Origin of the sequence: Sphingobium sp. CFD-2 (genome assembly GCF_024611135.1) — a bacterium.
Taxonomy (GTDB): Bacteria; Pseudomonadota; Alphaproteobacteria; order Sphingomonadales; family Sphingomonadaceae; genus Sphingobium; species Sphingobium fuliginis.
Genome location: NZ_CP084405.1, coordinates 2,992,898 through 3,011,437, shown reverse-complemented (window position 1 = coordinate 3,011,437; position 18,540 = coordinate 2,992,898). Strand labels below are relative to the sequence as shown.

10 protein-coding genes are annotated in these 18,540 nt (G+C 60.2%); 7 read left to right on the top strand and 3 right to left on the bottom strand.

The annotated features are described in order from the left end of the window. The first annotated feature begins 62 nt into the window (after positions 1 to 62). From LDB29_RS14920 to LDB29_RS14895, 6 genes are all read left to right on the top strand, one after another. Positions 63 to 545, top strand: a complete 483-nt coding sequence (locus tag LDB29_RS14920; protein WP_257554567.1) for an antitoxin Xre/MbcA/ParS toxin-binding domain-containing protein — start codon at positions 63 to 65, stop codon at positions 543 to 545. Beyond that, positions 542 to 1,015, top strand: a complete 474-nt coding sequence (locus LDB29_RS14915; protein ID WP_257554566.1) for an RES family NAD+ phosphorylase — start codon at positions 542 to 544, stop codon at positions 1,013 to 1,015. Before LDB29_RS14920 ends, LDB29_RS14915 begins: the two co-directional genes overlap by 4 nt. Positions 1,016 to 1,368: 353 nt before the next feature. After that, the gene (locus LDB29_RS14910; protein ID WP_257554563.1) at positions 1,369 to 3,516 is read left to right on the top strand and encodes a type I secretion system permease/ATPase; all 2,148 of its coding nucleotides are present in this window, start codon (positions 1,369 to 1,371) and stop codon (positions 3,514 to 3,516) included. Beyond that, positions 3,516 to 4,910, top strand: a complete 1,395-nt coding sequence (locus LDB29_RS14905) for an HlyD family type I secretion periplasmic adaptor subunit (RefSeq protein ID WP_257557044.1) — start codon at positions 3,516 to 3,518, stop codon at positions 4,908 to 4,910. Before LDB29_RS14910 ends, LDB29_RS14905 begins: the two co-directional genes overlap by 1 nt. A gap of 142 nt (positions 4,911 to 5,052) precedes the next feature. Beyond that, positions 5,053 to 5,478 (top strand): hypothetical protein, encoded by a 426-nt coding sequence (locus LDB29_RS14900; protein ID WP_257554561.1) that lies wholly within the window; start codon positions 5,053 to 5,055, stop codon positions 5,476 to 5,478. Beyond that, on the top strand, positions 5,478 to 12,590 hold the full coding sequence (locus LDB29_RS14895; RefSeq protein ID WP_257554559.1) for a S8 family serine peptidase: 7,113 nt from the start codon (positions 5,478 to 5,480) through the stop codon (positions 12,588 to 12,590). The genes LDB29_RS14900 and LDB29_RS14895 overlap by 1 nt, the downstream gene beginning before the upstream one ends. 389 nt (positions 12,591 to 12,979) lie before the next feature. Here the strand turns inward: LDB29_RS14895 and LDB29_RS14890 are convergent, their stop codons facing one another. After that, on the bottom strand, positions 12,980 to 13,540 hold the full coding sequence (locus LDB29_RS14890) for an RES family NAD+ phosphorylase (protein ID WP_257554558.1): 561 nt from the start codon (positions 13,538 to 13,540) through the stop codon (positions 12,980 to 12,982). Positions 13,541 to 13,546: 6 nt separating this feature from the next. Beyond that, positions 13,547 to 14,182, bottom strand: coding sequence for a hypothetical protein (locus tag LDB29_RS14885; protein WP_257554557.1), 636 nt, complete (start codon positions 14,180 to 14,182; stop codon positions 13,547 to 13,549). Between the two features lie 116 nt (positions 14,183 to 14,298). On the opposite strand from LDB29_RS14885, the gene LDB29_RS14880 reads away from it, so the two are divergent. After that, positions 14,299 to 14,745 (top strand): hypothetical protein, encoded by a 447-nt coding sequence (locus tag LDB29_RS14880; RefSeq protein ID WP_257554556.1) that lies wholly within the window; start codon positions 14,299 to 14,301, stop codon positions 14,743 to 14,745. Here LDB29_RS14880 and LDB29_RS14875 read toward each other — a convergent pair. Beyond that, the gene (locus LDB29_RS14875) at positions 14,742 to 18,530 is read right to left on the bottom strand and encodes a conjugal transfer protein TraG N-terminal domain-containing protein (protein WP_257554555.1); all 3,789 of its coding nucleotides are present in this window, start codon (positions 18,528 to 18,530) and stop codon (positions 14,742 to 14,744) included. The genes LDB29_RS14880 and LDB29_RS14875 overlap by 4 nt on opposite strands. Positions 18,531 to 18,540: the final 10 nt, after the last annotated feature.

Genomic DNA, 18,540 nt, shown 5'->3' with positions numbered 1-18,540 from the left:
TCCATATCACTCATCCTTGAAGTTGCTGCTAGTATGAGCTATTTATTTGCTCAAAGGAGCAAATGATGACACGCGCTGGAACCGCCATCACGACGAAGGTCGAAGCCCCCACTGGGAATCTTGTGCCAATTGACCTCTTCCGTGCCGGAGCGGCCGAAAAAATCGCCTTCATCAAGAAGGGGGTGCCCGCACGAACGGCCAAATATCTCATCAGGGGATTCAACCTCGACCAGAAGGTTATGCTCGATGCCCTGAGTCTGAAGACGGCGACGATCAATCGGAAGGCGACGAAAAATCAGGTACTCAGTGCCGATGAAAGTGAACGCGTCATCGGCTTGGCCGAGTTGCTTGGGCAGGTCGAAGCGATGGTCGAGGAGTCCGGCAATCCCGAAGGTTTCGACGCTCGTACCTGGCTCGCCAATTGGCTGCGACGGCCTGTTCCGGCCTTAGGCGGTGCGAAGCCCCTGGAATATCTCGACACCATGAAAGGGCAGATGCTCGTATCAAAGCTCCTTCAGCAGATGCAGACCGGAGCTTTTGCGTGAGCCAATCCCTTTGGCGGATAGGCACAGATACGCGAAGCTATTCTGCGAGCGATCTCTCAGGCACTGGGGCAAAACTCAGTGGAGGACGCTGGAACGATGAAGGTGTCGCGGTCGTCTATACTGCCAGCACCCGATCGCTGGCTTGCCTTGAAACCGTCGTCCACCTCGCCGCTGACGAACTTCCGCTCAACCGGTATTTGGTCGAGGTGGTTGTCCCCGACGACATCTGGGGTGGGGCTGAGCGTCTCGATCATCGTACTGCTCCAGTTGGGTGGGACGCCCACCCCGCAGGCATCGAGAGTACGGCTTACGGCACGGAGTGGGTGATCAGTCAAAGGACAGCGCTTCTCTTTGTCCCGTCAACGATCGTCCCCGAGGAACCGAACGTTCTCATCAACCCAGCCCATCCGGATGCCGCGCGTATAACCGCCACGAAGATACGCAAATGGATCTACGACCATAGGCTATAATTTGAGTGCAACATGCGTGCCGCGCAAATCTTTGATATTTATTCGGAAAAATAACATTCCGTTTGAGTAGGAGGTCGGCGGTTGAAGATCTGGGCACAAGCCCTCACGATTCAGATCGGTCAATCAAGCGGGCTTGCAAAAAACTTTGATCTCGATCTTGCCAGAATCCGCCCTCCCGCGTGTCTAGGTAATGGAAGCCTAGAAGAGAGCCACCAAACGACTCTCACTTTCTGGAGGCTCCTGCGGGGGTAAACTCTTCATGAGGGTCGTCGAGCCAATATCAGGGCGATCGTCCGGTTCTGCAGGCTCGGGTGGGCACAGAGGCGCCCATCCTTGCGGCGGAAGGAGGAGTGATGGACCCTGCCAGTAACGGATCACTCGGCGAAAGCGAGCCCGTCGAGGATTCCGGGCTGGCGGTTCTCGTTCTTTTGCTTGGTGTCCACCAGATTGCCGCAGACCCGGAGCAATTGCGCCACGCCCTCGGAAAGGGGGAGCTTTCAGACAGTGAAGATTTGCTCCGGCTTGCCCGGCGCTTTGGCGCTCGCGTTCGTCTGTCCACGGTCGCCCTAGCCCGCCTTGGCGATGCGCCACTTCCCGCAATCGCACGATTGGCGGATGGCTCATATATCCTGATCGGAGCGGCGCGTGACGGCGAACTGCTGATTCAGCGACCGGGACAGCCACCGGCCGCCTGCTCTCTCGATGAGCTTGAGTCATCATGGACAGGCGAAATGCTCCTGATGACAACGCGCGCGGGTGGCGGTGTGGAGGGCCACTTTGACCTTTCATGGTTCGTGCCGGCCTTGATGCGCTACCGCGGCCTGCTCGGAGAAGTGCTGGCCGCAACCTTCGTCCTGCAACTCTTCGCGCTCGCGACGCCGCTGATCTTCCAGGTGGTGATCGACAAGGTGCTCGTGCATCGTGGTCTGACGACGCTCGATGTGCTGGGTATTGCGCTGGGCGGGATCATCCTGTTCGAGGCATTCCTTGGCGGACTGCGCGCGTGGCTGTTCACGCATACGACGAGCCGGGTCGATGTCGAATTGGGCGCGCGCCTCTATCGCCACACGCTTGGCCTGCCGCTCGCCTATTTCGAGCAACGGCGGGTGGGCGACACGGTGGCGCGTGTTCGCGAACTGGACACGATCCGCGAGTTCCTCACATCCTCGGCTATGACGCTGGCGGTCGACCTCCTGTTCACCTTCGTCTTTCTGGCGGTGATGTGGTTCTATTCGCCCTGGCTGCTGCTGATCGTGCTGGTGACGATCGTTCTCTACGTCGCAATCTGCTTGGCGATCACGCCGACACTCCGGCAGCGGATCGAGGAACGGTTCCGGCGCGGCGCGGAGAGTCAGTCGTTCCTCGTTGAAAGCGTAACGGGCGTCCAGACGCTCAAAGCGGCTGCGGTCGAACCGCAAATGCAAAGTCGCTGGGAAAAGCTGCTTGCCGCCTATGTCGGCGCCGGCTTCCGGGCCGCGCGAGCAAACATCATCGGCAACCACGCCATTCAGCTCGTCAACAAGCTGTCGATGGCCCTCATCCTCTATGTCGGCGCAAGGCTGGCGGTCGCTGGCGAATTGACCGTGGGCAGCCTCGTTGCCTTCAATATGCTGGCGGGCCGTGTGGCGGAGCCAGTGCTACGGCTTGCCGGCCTATGGCAGCAATTCCAGGAGGCGCGGGTCGGTGTCGCCCGGTTGGGCGATATCCTCAACACGCCGGCGGAGACGGCCTTCTCGCCTTCCCGGTCTGCGTTGCCGCAAATCCGTGGCGCCATTGCCTTCGACAATGTGACATTCCGGTATCGGGCAGGCGGGCGCGAAGTGCTGCGCGACGTCAATCTGTCGATCTCACCCGGCGAGGTCATCGGGATCGTCGGCCCGTCCGGCTCGGGCAAATCGACGCTCACCAAACTCGTCCAGCGCCTTTATGTGCCGGAGCGTGGCCGGGTGCTGGTTGATGGGGTCGATCTGTCGCTGGTCGATCCCTCATGGCTGCGGCGCCAGGTCGGTGTCGTGCTGCAAGAGAACCTGCTGTTCAATCGGTCGGTGCGGGAGAACATCGCGCTCGCCAATCCCGCTCTGCCAATGGAAGCGGTGATGGCGGCTGCAACATTGGCCGGCGCGCATGATTTCATCCTCGAATTGCCCGAAGGCTATGACACGCAAATCGACGAACGGGGCGCGAACCTGTCGGGCGGTCAGCGCCAGCGCATTGCGATTGCCCGTGCCCTCGTCACCAATCCCCGCATTCTGATCTTCGACGAAGCCACCTCCGCGCTCGATGCGGAAAGCGAAGCGATCATCCATCAGAACATGCGCTCGATCGCGCGCGGACGCACGGTGATGATTATCGCTCACCGCTTGTCGGCGATCCGCATGGCGAGCCGCATTATCACGATCGAGGCGGGCGAGGTCGTCGAGGAAGGCACGCATGAGAGCCTGATGGCCACCGGAGGCCGCTATTCCCGGCTCTGGCGGGCGCAGATGCAGGGGGCGGCGTGATGGCGATCGCCGCGCAACTCGATATGGTCGTGCAAGCCTGGCGCGAGGAGACGGCGCGACGGCAGGCGAACAATCGCCGCCTGATCGAAACGGATTTCCTGCCGGCCGCGCTGGAAGCGACGGAAACGCCGCCATCGCCGATCGGGCGTTCGATCATCTGGACGATCATCGCGGCAGCCCTGCTGGCGTTGCTTTGGGCCTGCCTCTCGAAAGTCGATGTCGTTGCCGTCGCTGAAGGGCGTGTTGTGCCGCGGGCGCGCCTTCAATCGGTCGAGGCGGCGGAGGCGGGCGTCATCCGCGCCATCCATGTTCGCGAAGGGCAGCGCGTCCGTGCAGGGCAATTGCTCATCGATCTCGATCCGACATTCGCCGATGCCGATGCCGGTAGTGCGCGCACGGAACTGGCCACCGCCGCTTTGACACGCGCGCGGTCGGGAGCACTCCTCGCCTATGTCGCTGGCCAGCCACCTGAGTTCATCGAGCCCGAGGGGGCCGATGTCGCGGCTGCTGCTGCCGAACGGCAACTCGTGGATGCACGCATCCGTGAATATGACGCCCGCCGCGCGTCCCTTCTGGAGAAAAGGACGGGCGCGGGCGCTGCGGCGGAGATGGCGGCCCAACAGGCCGCGAAGCTGCGCGAGACACTGCCGCTTGCCGAAGCGCGCCTTGCCGCACTCCGCGAGCTTGAAGCCAAGGGATACGCCGCCCGGCTGCGCGTCATGGAGGTCGAGGAACGCGTGATCGCGATCCGTCGAGACTATCAGGTGGAAATGGCACGGCAGAATGAAGCGCGCGCGCAGATGGCGGCGCTCGACCGCGATCTGGCACAGGCCGAACAGGAGTTCCGGGGCGAGGCCGCCAAGGAGAAGGCGGAAGCGGAATCGGTGTTCGCCACGCGCGCGGAAACGGTGCGGAAGGCTGACCAGAGGCAAGCGTTGCAACGCCTCGTTGCGCCGGTCGATGGCGTCATCAACGAAATATCGGTGACGACGATTGGCGAGGTCGCGGAGGCCGGCAAGCCCTTGGTGACGATTGTTCCGGGCGGCGACGAACTGATTGTCGAAGCGCTGGTGCTCAACAAGGACGCCGGGTTCGTCAAGCGCGGCGATCCTGTCGTGGTGAAGCTCGAAGCCTATCCGTTCACGCGCCACGGCACTATTGCCGGCAAGCTTGAAAACATCTCTGCCGACTCCATCGTCGATGAACGACGCGGATTGGTGTTCCCGGCTCGTGTAACGCTTTCGAAAAGTGCGCTCCGGGTCGAAGGGCACAATGCCGAGCTGTCGCCTGGGATGGTGGCGATTGCAGAGATCGTCACCGATCAACGGCGTGTCATCGATTTTCTTTGGTCGCCTGTTGCTCGCGCGGTCGCGGAAGCTGGGAGGGAGAGATGATCTGCAAGCCGACAGCCCGACTTTGCCTCCCCGGCTTACTCGAACTCTCAATCAGTTTCTGTTTTTTGTGCAGATAACGTTACCGAAACGGCGTTCTCAAGGGTCTATCTATTGTCAGCAAAATCAACAATTTTGGAGATAAATGATGGAAAAGACTGGATCTACACCACTGCCGACCGAAAAAGAGGTCCAGCAGCAGTATTACATCACGACAGTTGAAGAAATGCTCGCTTTCGCTCGGATCATTGCTGCTGATCCTGTCCTTGCCCCCGCACTTGCGGCAATTGATCCGGCGGAAACTGAACTGGACGATGATATCCGGCGTAGGATTTGGCAGCTCGAAGATTCGTTCGTCGCGACGCTCCCCGCACCGGAACATATCCGCGAAGATAGGCACAACAAAATATCTGACCTTGCTTCACCAGTTGCTTTGGCCAGATCAGTATTGCACGGCCAGGGGGTCATTGATTCGCAGGAATCGATTGAATTCTTAGAACAAAGACGAAAATTTTCCCTGAATTCCCGCCGCTTTGACGTCCGGGACCAAAAAATGCAGGGAGGTCTCTGATGGTCGACTCAGTCGTCGTAGACACGCGCGCTCTGAATTCACTCGCGCGATCCAATCCTGCGAATATGGCGGAAGGGCTCAACCTGCTCCTGAGGAGCGGGTATGATATCTATGTTCCCCAGCAGGTCGTCGATGAAATATTACGCGCCGGGGGGGCGATAAGCCAGGCGCAGTTGACGTGGATCGATGAGAACCGAGCGCTCGACCGCGTGAAATCTCCCCCAGCGGGTTTCACGTTCGTTGGCGATCCATTGAAATCTCAGGTAGGCGATGAAGCCGTTAAGCAACTCACCCAATACATCAATAATCACGGCGGTTCGGCGACATTCCTGACCGACGACGTTCGTCTATTCAACGGAGTCAACAATCTCTCGGATTCTGCTGCGTTGCGGCAGGGCTACAAGCAAAAGCCTTTCGCAGGGACGCCTGAGTTTTTGAACGAGATGCTGGTCAAGAACCAGATCACGGAAACCGAGTTCCGCAGTGCTCGTGATGCGATCTCCGCGCAGCCCAACTATAGCGGGCGGTTTGTGCAGGAATTCCTGTCCGATGAAAGCATTGCCAAGATTCCATCCGGTGGATTGGGCAATGTGCGTCTGCGTGGAGGGATCGTCGGCGGTCTGCTGGGTGCTGTCGGCGTGCTGGCCGACCCCATTGAACTTATCATCGGCATTGCCCATGCGAGCGATCTGCGGAACCAAGGCCGGAAGCAGGAGGGGTATCGCGATCTCGCCGGAACCATCGGCTCGATCATCGGCGGGGCGGGCGGCGGCGCACTTGGCAGTGCGGGTGGACCTCTCGGCACTGTGGGCGGCGGCGTTGCAGGGTCGCTCGCTGGTGATGCCCTGTTTAAGAGTGCCTACGACGCCTATCCAGATGCTTTCGATGCGGTGTTCGATACTGCGTTCGGCGCAGCGGATCATGTTTCAGATGCGTTCAACCGCGTGGGCGATTTTGCTGCGGATATGTTCCGCGACGGGCAAGTTACCGTCGATAATTTCAGCGGTACGGCGTCTGCCGTCGTTCGCTTTGATGCAACTGGGCGCTTTCTGCCCGCAGAGCATGTTCCGAACTACGGGCAGTTGTTCGGAACGAATAACGGAACGGTCGCTAACATCCAGGCGGCTATGCAGGCGCTGGATCGCACCTACAACAGCATTCGCAATCCTGGAGTGACTATCTCGATTGAAATTCCGGGCTATGGCGGCACCGATGCAGTGATCGGAAATGTTCAGAGCTTGACGACTACGCCGACCTTGGATGCAAGCCATACGGCGCAGTTATTATCTAATGGGGCAACAAGCTATTACGATTCAGGCTTGGCCAGTAATGTGACCGCAAGACTGATGGGGGTAATAGGCTCTGATCAGATTGTGGGTTTCTACAAAGGCAACGAGACGGCACCCTATCGGGTAACGCCTCTGGTTCCGATGCAAGTCCCGGATGGTCAAAATGGCGAACAGGTAATTTCCAAGGTGGCAAATGCTACCGCAGGCCTTCCCAATCCGAATGGCGCTGCCACTGGCACGACGGATAATAGCAATTTCAACCTTGTCCTTGATACACAATCCGGCGCACCGGGTAACCAGCCTATCCTGAATGAAGGCGAGATGCCGTGGCTGAATGGATTGATCTACCGTTCAGGAACCTACCAGGTCACGATGAATCCGAACGTACTGAACGGGGATGGTCTTTTCAACGTCGGCCCGTCTCTTATTGCGGCGGACAGTTGGCGTCCGGGCGGCCAGCATCTTGCGCCCGACACGAACCTGTTCATCAACAACGAGAATATCCTGACGCGCGGTTGGTCTCCAACCTCCACCAGTTCGGCAACCAACCTGCTCATGGGGTCGAACCGGATATTCCTGAACATTGATCCGTTCGTGGTCGACCTGGACGGTGATGGAGTGGAACTGCGGCCCTTCGACGCGATGAATGTCCTGTTCAACGTGGATAGCGACGCGCACAAGGAACGCACGGGCTGGATCAAGGGCGACGACGGCTTTCTCGTTCGGGACATCAACGGCAACGGCAAGATTGACGACATCAAGGAGATTATGTCCGACTACTATAACGGTCGGACGCCCGACGGTGCCGCTGCAGTCGATGTTCTCAGGACTCTCGATAGCAATGCCGATGGCAAATTCACCTCGGCTGACAGTCAGTGGAGTTCATTCCGTATCTGGCAGGACGCGAACGAGAACGGCGAAACCGATGCCGGGGAACTCAAGACGTTCGCCAGCCTCGGCATCACCGGCTTCGACCTGACCAAGACCTCGACCATTGGCCTGATCCGGGGTGGTGCTGACGTGCTTGCGCGGCATGATGTGATCATGTCCGATGGAAGCCGCCGCGAAGCGCTGTCGGTGGAGTTCGTGACCGATCCGTTCGGTGCGATCATCGAGGCGTTTGGCAGCAATTATAAGGCTACCTTCCAATCGTTCGACGGGGCGTCGGATTTCAAGGCGCTCATCGCTGGATCATCAGCCCTTACGGTCGGCCTGCTTGGATCAAATCCAGAAGGATTCCGCCACGTCTACGGGGGAGATGGCGCGGACGTAATTACAGGCGATGCCAACGATAACTGGATCATTGGCGGGAAGGGCGCTGACACTTTGCGAGGGGCGGGCGGAAACGATTTCCTGATCTTCGACGCCGAAGATGTGCTGGTCTATGGCGGTCCCGGCTTCGACATAGCCCAGGCCGTGGGATCGAAGGGCGTGGTTCTCAACCTCACCCAGTCCGCGATCGAAGTGGCGATCGGTTCGTCCGGCTCGGATATTCTGATCGGCGGCGGCAACAGCAACGTGTTCATTGCCGGAGGCAAGGGTGCCGACTTCATCTATGGTGGCGGTGCCGATGACGTGCTCTCCGGCGAGGATGGGGACGATCTCATCGAAGGCATGGCGGGCGATGACCTGATCCGTGGCCATCGCGGGCAGGATCTCATTCGCGGCGGCCAGGGCAACGATATGCTCTATGGCGGCGATGACAATGACGTGCTGATCGGGGCGGATGGCGATGACCTCCTCTCAGGGGGATCAGGCGACGACGCGCTTTCCGGTGGTGCTGGCACGGATACAGCCGAGTTTTCCGGCGACATGCAGGATTACAGCTTCACGAAGGTCGGCGCCGAATGGATCATCAGGGACCTTCGGGAAGGTAGCCCGGATGGAACGGATCGGCTCGACACGATCGAGCGGCTCAATTTCCGCAACCTCAAGGATGTGGCCTTCGATCTGGTCAATCCATTGCCGGTAAACGACCTGATCAATGTCGCGGCGTCCGGTCCCTATACGATCGCCGCATCCACGTTGCTCGGCAACGATATCGACCTCCAGGGCGGCGCGTTGAGCATCACGTCGGTCCTCAATCCGGTTGGCGGAACCGTGGCGATCAGCGGCAGCAACGTCATTTTCACGCCCACCGCAGGCTCGGGCTTCATGTCCTTCCAATACAAGATCAAGGATGCGCAGAACAATCCGGGTGCGCTGATCGGGATCATCGGCGATCCGGGTGCAGGCACAGCCGAGGCAAAGGGCACGGTGTTCCTCCGAACGCCAGATATGCCGCTCGATCCGCTGCTGCGCGATCAGTGGTATGTCAATGAAATCGATCTTCTCAAGGTCTGGAAGGACTATAGCGGGCACGGCGTCAACATAGCGGTAACCGATCCCGGCAATTTCGATCCGCTCCATGTCGATCTGGACGACAATTTCGGCACGGCTTGGCGAGAAGATGGCTCCGGTGGTGTTCGTGATACTACCACGCATGCAACAATGGTCGCGGGTGTGATCGGTGCGGAACGAAATGGAGTTGGCAGTGTCGGGGTCGCCTATGGCGCGACGCTGAACTCCATCGCTGTCCCCCAGACGTCCGGTGGTGACTTGAGCAATATGCTCCTCTGGAAGAACTACGATATCGTCAACAATAGCTGGGGCTTCAGCAATCGTTACGGCGCCAACTTCCTTGTCGATACCGGCATCGCCAGTGCTTTTGCTCAGACGGCCGCGTATGGGCGCGGCGGTCTTGGAACGGTGAACATATTCGCTGCCGGCAATTTGCGGGCAGACGGCGGCAACGCCAACGATGCCAACGTCACCAATTCGCGCTATGCCATCGCGGTTGGTGCGGTCAACCATCGGGGTGATCTCGGCGCACTCGTGATCGGCACCAACCCGTTCAGTTCGCCCGGCGCGAATATCCTCGTGTCGGCACCCGGATCGAACATCAGCTCAACCGGCCGATTGGTGCAGAATCCACAAGGCTCGACCTTTGGGGATGACTATGAGACGGCCCAAGGCACATCGTTGGCCACGCCGATCGTCTCCGGCGTGGTGGCGCTGATGCTCGAAGCCAACCCCACACTCGGCTATCGCGACGTGCAGGATATTCTCGCTCTTGCTGCGAAGCGTGTGGATGATAGCAATCCAGGCTGGGCATGGAACGGCGCGAAGAACTGGAATGGCGGCGCCATGCACATCAACCATGACTACGGCTTCGGGGAAATCGACGCGAGAGCGGCGGTGCGGCTTGCGGAAACGTGGACCACTAGCCATGTGCTGACCGACAGCAATCCTTCGACATACGACCTTTACACGCAGACTCTTTCGAGCGGCACGCTCAATGCGGCCGTTACGGACAACGGCACGATCACCCGCAGCCTGTCCGTCTCGGCCGGGCTGCTGGTCGAACATGCGGAAGTGCGCCTGCAACTCGATCACCAGCAGATCGGTGATCTCGTCGTCACGCTCATTTCGCCGTCGGGAACGCGCTCGGTGTTGATGAATCGTCCCGGCAAGACCCCCGGCAGTACGGATGCTACTGATCGCGGCGATGGTGCGACAAACCTCGACTATGTGTTCATGACGGCCCTGTCGCGCGGCGAGGCCGGGGGTGGCACCTGGACCATCGAGGTCAAGGATGCCGCCAGCGGCCAGACCGGAACGCTCAAGAGTTGGGAACTGACCCTGACCGGGAAGGCAGGCGAGGCAAATGAGACCTTCGTCTATACCGATGAGTTCGCAACGCTCGGAACAGGAACCCGCGCGACGCTCACGGCATCGGGCGGAAGCGATGCCATCAACGCTTCTGCCGTTTCGACTGCCATGACTATCAACCTCACTCCTGGGTCTACCAGCACGATCGCCGGCAAGTCCCTGCTGCTGGCATCGACGTCTACGAGCGTCGTCAATGCTTTTGGCGGCGATGGCAATGACACCATCACCGGATCGGCAGGCGCCAATCTGCTGTATGGCGGTCGCGGCAATGATACGCTGAACGGCGGCAATGGCGACGACATCCTTGTGGGCGGCGCAGGGGCCGATCGTTTGAATGGCGGCGCGGGCATCGATACGGCCCATTACTATGCCACCGGAACAGCGGGCGTGACCGTCAACCTCGCCCTCACGACGGCGCAAACGGGCGGCGAAGCGCAGGGCGACATTCTCAACAGCATAGAGAATGTCAACGGGACGCGGTTCAACGATGTCCTGACCGGCAACGGCTCCGCCAACATCCTCGTCGGTTACGAGGGCGACGACACGCTCGCAGGCGGGCTTGGCCCTGACACGCTCGTCGGAGACGAAGGGTTCGATACCGTGACTTACGCGGCGTCGAACGCAGCGGTCACAGTAAGCATGGTGACGTTCAACAATCTGGGTGGCCATGCGGCGGGCGACCAACTCTACGGGATCGAGCGCGTTATCGGTTCCAACTACGATGACAATTTCCAGACTGGAGCCGATGCAATGACCTGGGTAGGCGGACAAGGCTCCGACTTGCTCGTCATTGGCGTGGGGGCGGAGCGCTTCGAGGCCGGCGCTGGCATGGATGTCGTCGATCTCGCTTTGTCCAACGCTGCCGTCACGTTCGACATGGTCACCGGCATAGCCAGTGGCGGCTATGCGACCGGCGACGTCTATCTTGATGTAGAAAACGTCTATTCGACGGCCTATGGTGACACGCTCAAAGGCAACGCGGCTGAAAATTACTTCCTGTTGTGGTCGGGTGTCGATCATATCGACGGCAGGGGCGGCTATGATGTGGTTTCCTACGCGGCCTCCACGTCCGGCGTCACCGTAAGCCTCACGACATCAGCGGGCAGCACGGGCGATGCCGCCGGGGATACGTTCGTCAATGTCGAGGATATCACTGGCAGCAACTACGCCGACACGATTACCGGCGATGGCGGGGATAATGTCCTCGCCGGACTGGCGGGCAATGACCGCTTGATCGGAGGTGGCGGTTACGACCTGCTGTTCGGCGGTGAAGGGACTGACACGGCCGTGTTTTCCAGGGTCCGGTCCGCTTATGCGCTGTCCACCAGAAGCGATACGAACGGCGCCTTTACGGATGTTCTGGAGAACTCGACCGGCGTGGTCGATCGTCTCTATCAGATCGAGTTGATCGAGTTCACCGATCAAACCGTCTCCGCACCGGCTGGCGCAATGTTGCGCACATCACTGGGGCAGCCCCAGGCTTTGTCCCGGAGCCTGCCTCGCGAGGCGATCGACCCTGAGATGGTGGCAAACAGACTGGCGATATCGGGCGCGCGAAGCCAGGCCCAGGATGAAATTCAGCAGGGTCCACAAGCGAATGACAGCGTCGCACATCAACCGGAAACACCGACTGCGAACATGCAGCCGCCATCAAACGCGACCGGAGTGGCGCAAGCCGAAGCTGCATCGGGCTATCTCGGGGAAACTGCGTCGATCGACACGGGGGCCGACGCTTCCGCTAACGATGAGGCGGACAAGGCCGCCGAAAGGCTTGCGCAACAGGAGGAAAGCACCTGGGGCAGCGAACTGCCGACCCTTGGCGGTTCGACAAGCTCCGGCTGGTGGCGCGAGGATGGCCGGCAGCGGCCAAGGCGCGAGCTTCTCGCTGCCGGTGATCTCGCCGGTGAGCCGGGGACGCTACAAGAACTTGTCAACATGCCCTCGGTGAGCGATCGCCAGCGTCTCTTGCAGGCGATGGCGGCCTTTCGCGGTGATGCCGGCGCGGCCCCGGCCATCTGGCGGCGTCAAACGGGCGAGACGACCGATGCGATCACGGCAACCCCGGCATGGAAGGTGGACTCGCTCGATAGGGCAGGACGCTTTGCGGCCTGACATTTGACGGATGATATGGGCGGGGGCGGTTTCGGCCGCCCCCGTCTTTTTGGGGCTGTGCATATGGGAGAAATATGGTTCGAGCGATTGCGCCGGTCCAAGGCCGGAGCGTTCATCGCCGCGGCTTTGCTGCCGGCTCCAATCCAGAATGGGGTCGCCCGGTCGGAGGATTTGGCAGGAAGTCAGACCCAACCTTCGAGCAAAGGAGCCGAGAGTGCAGAGCAGTCCCTAGACATATTGAATTTCTGCTAGATCACGGTCCGCTTCACTGCCCATGAAAAGCGGCGTGTCATTCTCGCGCGCTTCTGCTCGTCACCGTCCACCGCGCGCGCCATATCGCGCTTACCTACCGTTCAGTAGTCTCATAGCCTGCCGTGTTTCGTGTGAGATTAAGGCTCGACGTAGATTTTTCCGAAATGATGGGCCAGTATGGTTGCTTGCGCTGGCGTAATAGGGATTTGGTTCACTTCCGTTGTCGACAAGGCGGCTGCCGCTCGCTCGAATAGCGCGATACAATGCCGATTATCGAAACGTGAGGTATAAAGAATCCCGTCTGCCGACGTCGTGTCATGGATATGTGCGCTGACCTTCCATGTCTCCGCATAGGCATCGCCATGCAGGTCCGTGAAAGAAAGGCCAAGTGCAGAGACCCCGGCGTCGATTAATGGATAGAGCTTCAGCGTCCTTGTCGTGATCAGTTCGCTTCGCACACGCGCCTGAACCGCGCTCGAAGTGACATAAGAAATGGCAGGCAACCGGACCAAGGTTTCCCCAAACGCCGTTTCCAGGGTTCGCGCCGCGTAAAGCACCTTGTAGCTGCCAGCCGGAGCATCAAAGCGATGCTCTGGTTCGGAACCAACCGGGCCGAAAAATATAGGGTCATGATGGGGCCGGTGTATTCGATGCAGGCGAACGCCAGCCTTGATCCGGCGACAGGTAACGGCTGCCATTGGTGCTCAGGCCGTCCAGGACGACACAAGGGCGATGATTTGACGCAGCTCTTCCTGATCTGGCCTCCGCGCGAGAATTTGCAGGACCGTTCCCTCACCGTCGGCAAAGCCTTTTAGCGGCGTTGTCAGTAGCATGAGTTGCTCCCAGGGATCGGTATCCCCGAACGCTTCCAGGACGCGCTTCAACTGGCTGAGGGTCTCCCCATCGACGAATTGTCCTGCGGGAAAGCGGATCTCAGAACCATAGGGGACGCCCAGAATTTGTCGCCGCTGGCGCTGCTTCTCGATCGCGGCAGGGGTTACCCCCAGCATCGCCGCGACATGGGCACGATCATACATCCCGCCAGATCGCGCTGCCATATCTTCACGGAATTGCGCCGTGCGCTCTCGTGCGGCCTTGATCGCATGCAGGTCCGCCGGCGACTCTGGTGCTATGTCACGCGGCGCAATGGCCAATGCATGGCGAAGATCGGCCGTTCCGACGATGTCGGCTAGCGTCTCATCACTCGCCGACTCGATCGCCTTCGCAATAGCCAATGTCAGCTTTTCCAACGCCTTGCGCTTCAGCGTGTCGCCCGTCGCAAGATTTCTGCGACGACTCGACCGGGAGAGATCAGGTGATATGGGAGCAGTGCTGGCCATGGTTGTCCTTTCTGTCTCAGAAATAGTCCATATTGACAAAAAAGACAAGTCTGCGCGGACGATTGGTATGGCTATTCCAGCAATTTCCGCTATAGTCGCTTCATGAGGACGAAGCGATGGATACCGACACCAAAACCGTAGTGCATGGAACGGGGCAGCCTCAGCGAAAGCTCGCGGATTGGCTCTGGCGTCCCTGGTTTGCCAAGCTCTGGTGGATAGCGATCCCGGCTTGGTGGGTGGGCATGGCCGTTTCCAGCGTGGTCGCACCGCTGGAGTCATTCTACGACAGTGCGCTGGCCGGGTTCCTCAATGTTCTGTTCTTTCCAATGACGGCGCTGATGGTGCTGGGGCTTGGCTTTGCGCAGCAGTGGTTGGCTAGACGCCCCATCTACGGCGATGGAGAAGGGAGCCCTCAGTTCGACATCAATCCCGATCCTTTTTGGAGTGAGATTGGTACTCGAAAGATCGGACACCCACTTCCATTGGTGGATATGTATGATCCGCGATCGGGAGGGCTCTTTATTGGAAACCCTGAAAGCTTTCAGCATCCTGATCGCTCCTAACGTTTTTTGAAACTACTATCGCCATCACCCGGGCTTCCGTCGATATCCGTCGAGAAGCGACCAGACTTCAGAACGGAGTTCTGTTCGATAGATGTGAGGGGACCGGTCACGTCGAACGTAGCGCGGCCTGCATCCGCATCATGCAAATAGCGATTGCGCATACCCGACGGGCCCAGAATCCGTTCCGACAATTCGCGAGAGAAGGTCTCTTCCGGACGACTGGATCGTGCAGCGGCGCTCTCAGCTGCGGCTATGGCGTTACGAACATCGTGATTGACGACATCGAGAGATGCTCTTGCCGTCTCGTTGGCGACGCCTACATCCTGACTGGTGAAACCAACCGAAGCGCCGACACGACCATTAGTCGTGTGGGACTTCTGAACTGTCGGTCCCTGCGATCCTCTTGGCCCATTTGGAGATCCTTTACCCCTAACGCCAGTCGATTCCGCTTCGGTTTCCGAATTGGAGATGCCGCCGCCTAGCTCCAGGCCGACATTGGTTCCCATGGTCACCTGATCCTGCGCGGATCGTGTCAGGCCCCGCTGCCAACCGGTTTGCCCAATGATCGACTGCACATCCCGCGTGAGCGTATCGGCCACCTGGGGTTTGAGGCGCCAGTTGCCGTGACGATCCATCTCGAACCCACCCTGCAGCCAGTTCTGCATCATCGCCCGGCCTTGCTCGCCGCCACCCAGGAAATGTTCGATCGTGTCGGGGCCGGCTTGCTTGCCAGCCTCGAAGCGCGTGCTGGTGTCGTTACGGGCCGACTGCTGAAACCCGACCGAACTCGACACCAGCACATCGTTGTCGGCAAAGCTGAACCGGGCGCGTCCACCATTGGCGACCGCGCCGAGCTGACTTTCGTTGATGAGGCCGCCACGCCACATCTGCGCCGCTGTCTCCGGCGTCAGGTTGAGGCTGAGGTCGCCATTCTGTGCCATGGCGATCTCGCGCTTCGACATATCTACGCCATGATCGCGCAGCAGGTTTTGCATACGCGTCAGTCGTTCATTGTCCACGATCCGGGTGAGCCGTTCGTTACGTGCGCGGTCGGCGATCCCCGCCGCGCCGCCCTCGGCCATGTCGGTCTGGTTGCCGACGCCCTGGCTCAAAGTGCGAATGAAGCTGTCGAGCCGCGCCGCCTGCCGCACCGACATGCCCGCAGCGGCCGCGCCCTCGGCATAGCCAGCATTGTCAGCTTGCCGCCGCTGCTCGCCGATCCGGGCGGCTGAACGCGTGCCGTCGTGGCCGACCTCTCGTTGTGCATCGAGCTTTCCTGATCGCTCGGCGAAGTCGTACCCCGCCGCTTCACGCGTGCGTCCATAGACACTCGTGCCCTCGCGCGCGGCCTCCGCCGTCGCGCCATCGGCGGTGCCCACCTGCACGGCCGCATTATATGTTTCCAGTGCGCGCAGTACTTGCGCTTCATTTCTGCCAGTTGCGCGGGAGAGTTGGGAAATGGCGGAGGAGCGGGCTTCGCCTGAGAGGGCGTTGATAAAGGCGATGCGGCGGGAGGTTTCCTGAACGGGGAGACCAAGCATCGATGCAGCGTTGCGCTGCCCCTCATTGCTTCCTGTCCGGTGAGCTTGCTCGGTGGCGACGTTCCGCCGCTCGATCGGTGCTACATTGTCGCCTGCGAAGTCCCGCCGCCCTTCCATCGCGCCAACCTGGATTTGTGCCCCTGTGAGGTCGTTGCGCAGCATCTGTTCCTGCTCATAGGTGTTGGCTATCAGCTTGGCGAAAGTGGGATCGGCTGAAGCCTGGCTGATGACGGTTGAGGCCTTCAGCGCTGCATCCTTCGCGTCATAACCACCACGCTCGAAATGACGCTGGGCGCCTGAGTGCATCATCTCATAGGCGCGCTGGTCGCCGAAAGCGCGCCACTGGACCATCCTTTGCGCGAAAGCGGCAAAGGTCCGCTCACCCGATTGTCCCTCACCGAAATAGCCCGTGCCGAGCGCGCGGAGGGCATCTTTTTCAGCGAAATTGTGGATGGCGGCGGTGGTGGCGTTGTCGCGCACGGCACGAACGGTTGCGGGATCGGAAAGGCTGCGTCCGGTGAGGGCAGGGGAGAGACCGCCCATCTCGCGTGCGGCATCGAGGCCCCCTAATCCGAATGCCGCCGTTCCGGCCGCACCACCGCCATGTTCACCTATCACCCGACTTGCCGCCCCAAAGGCCCGATTCGCACCGAAATTGGAGCGTTCCCCAAAATCCCCAAAGCTTGATGTTGCGCTGCGCCGTGCCATCGTACCGGCTGCATTGGCTTGCGCCTCGAGCGCCCCTGCATAACCTTCACTCGTCGTGAGTGGCGCGGCGGCCGCGGTGCCCTGGCCCTGGACGCCGAGCGCACCGCTGGTGAACGCGGTGAAGACGTTGCCCGAGAAGCGGAACACCGTGAACACGAATGCCCCGGCCAACCCTGCGGCGGCCGTACGAAACGATCCGAAGATCGCCAATGCCTTCATCGCCGAGGAGGGGGCCAGCATCCAGGCATTGGCCGCCACGTTGTTGGCGCGCATCTCGGCCAGCACATCGGTCGCGCGGCCGAGTGTGAGTTGATAGATCCCGGCGTCGATCACGCCCCAGAGCGCTACGAACACGAACAGGCCGAGCGCGAAACTGGCGACCCGCAGGTTGATCGGGGTCAGGATGAACAATAGCGCGATTGGCATCATGAACAGCATGATCCCGAACACCGTGGCGCGGATCGTCGGCATCCACTCGTTCGCGGTGGACATTGTAGCAAGACCGCTCGACACAACGGCGCGATTGGCCATGACGCGGGCGGCCGTGGCTGGACTGTCCTCGAACAGAACGTCGCCGATCGTGCCGCCAAGCATCACGTTGGTCAGGAATTGCTGGAGCGAAGCCGGATTGTCCATCATCATCCCACCGAGCTCGCCAATATTAGCCCGGCATCGCTGAAGCTGAGTAGTGTTGGTGATGTCGTAGCCCGTGCGCGTGCATACCTGCGCGACATAGTTGTCAAAGAGCGCTGGCTCCGACAGCCGCGTCGAAATATGGTCCCAGGCCTCATTGCAGCTCACCGTAGTTCCCCCCTTATCGGCGGAGGTGAATACGGTACTGAACGTCGCTGGACCCGCCATTGCCGCAAAGGCAGAGGGGAGGTCCGTTGTTGTCCTGAAAAGCTGATCGTCGTCGACACCATAGGCGGGCGATACGCGCGCCACCGGATAGCATTGCCGCACATAGTCCTTGATCGTTGAATCCAGGAATACATCGGTCATCGGACCACGCGGGCTTGCGGCGTTCAGGAACAGGTCGAAACTATGTCCGCCCGCACCAAATTCCAGCTTGGCATGGGGATCGGTCGTGTTGTCGTCGATGACCTCGGCCAGCGCGCGTTCCATCATGTTGGTCATGCCAGCGACGAGTACAATCAGGTTCGGGACGTCGCCGACAGGTTGGTAGGCATTGCGCACCCGGTCATAGACATGAACCGTGCCCGTGGTGGCGACGAGCCCGACGAAAAGCCCGACGCCGATCAGCATCTGGAACCCGAAGGCCACGATTCCCATGCCGGAACCTTTGACGCTCGCGAGCAGCGCGCCAAGCGCGATGCCGACCACCGCGACGATCAGCACCAGCATCTCATATCTGGGATCGCCGAAGATCATCGAGACAAGACGGAATGCGTCCACTGTCTCGGCAAAGCCATCATAGGTGTGAAAACTCGTGTCGATCGCCAGCGCGGGTGTCGCCGCGAAAGACATCGTGAACAGGGCGATCAGGACCGATAGGGCGCGGAGAATAGGGTTCATGGGACAGGTC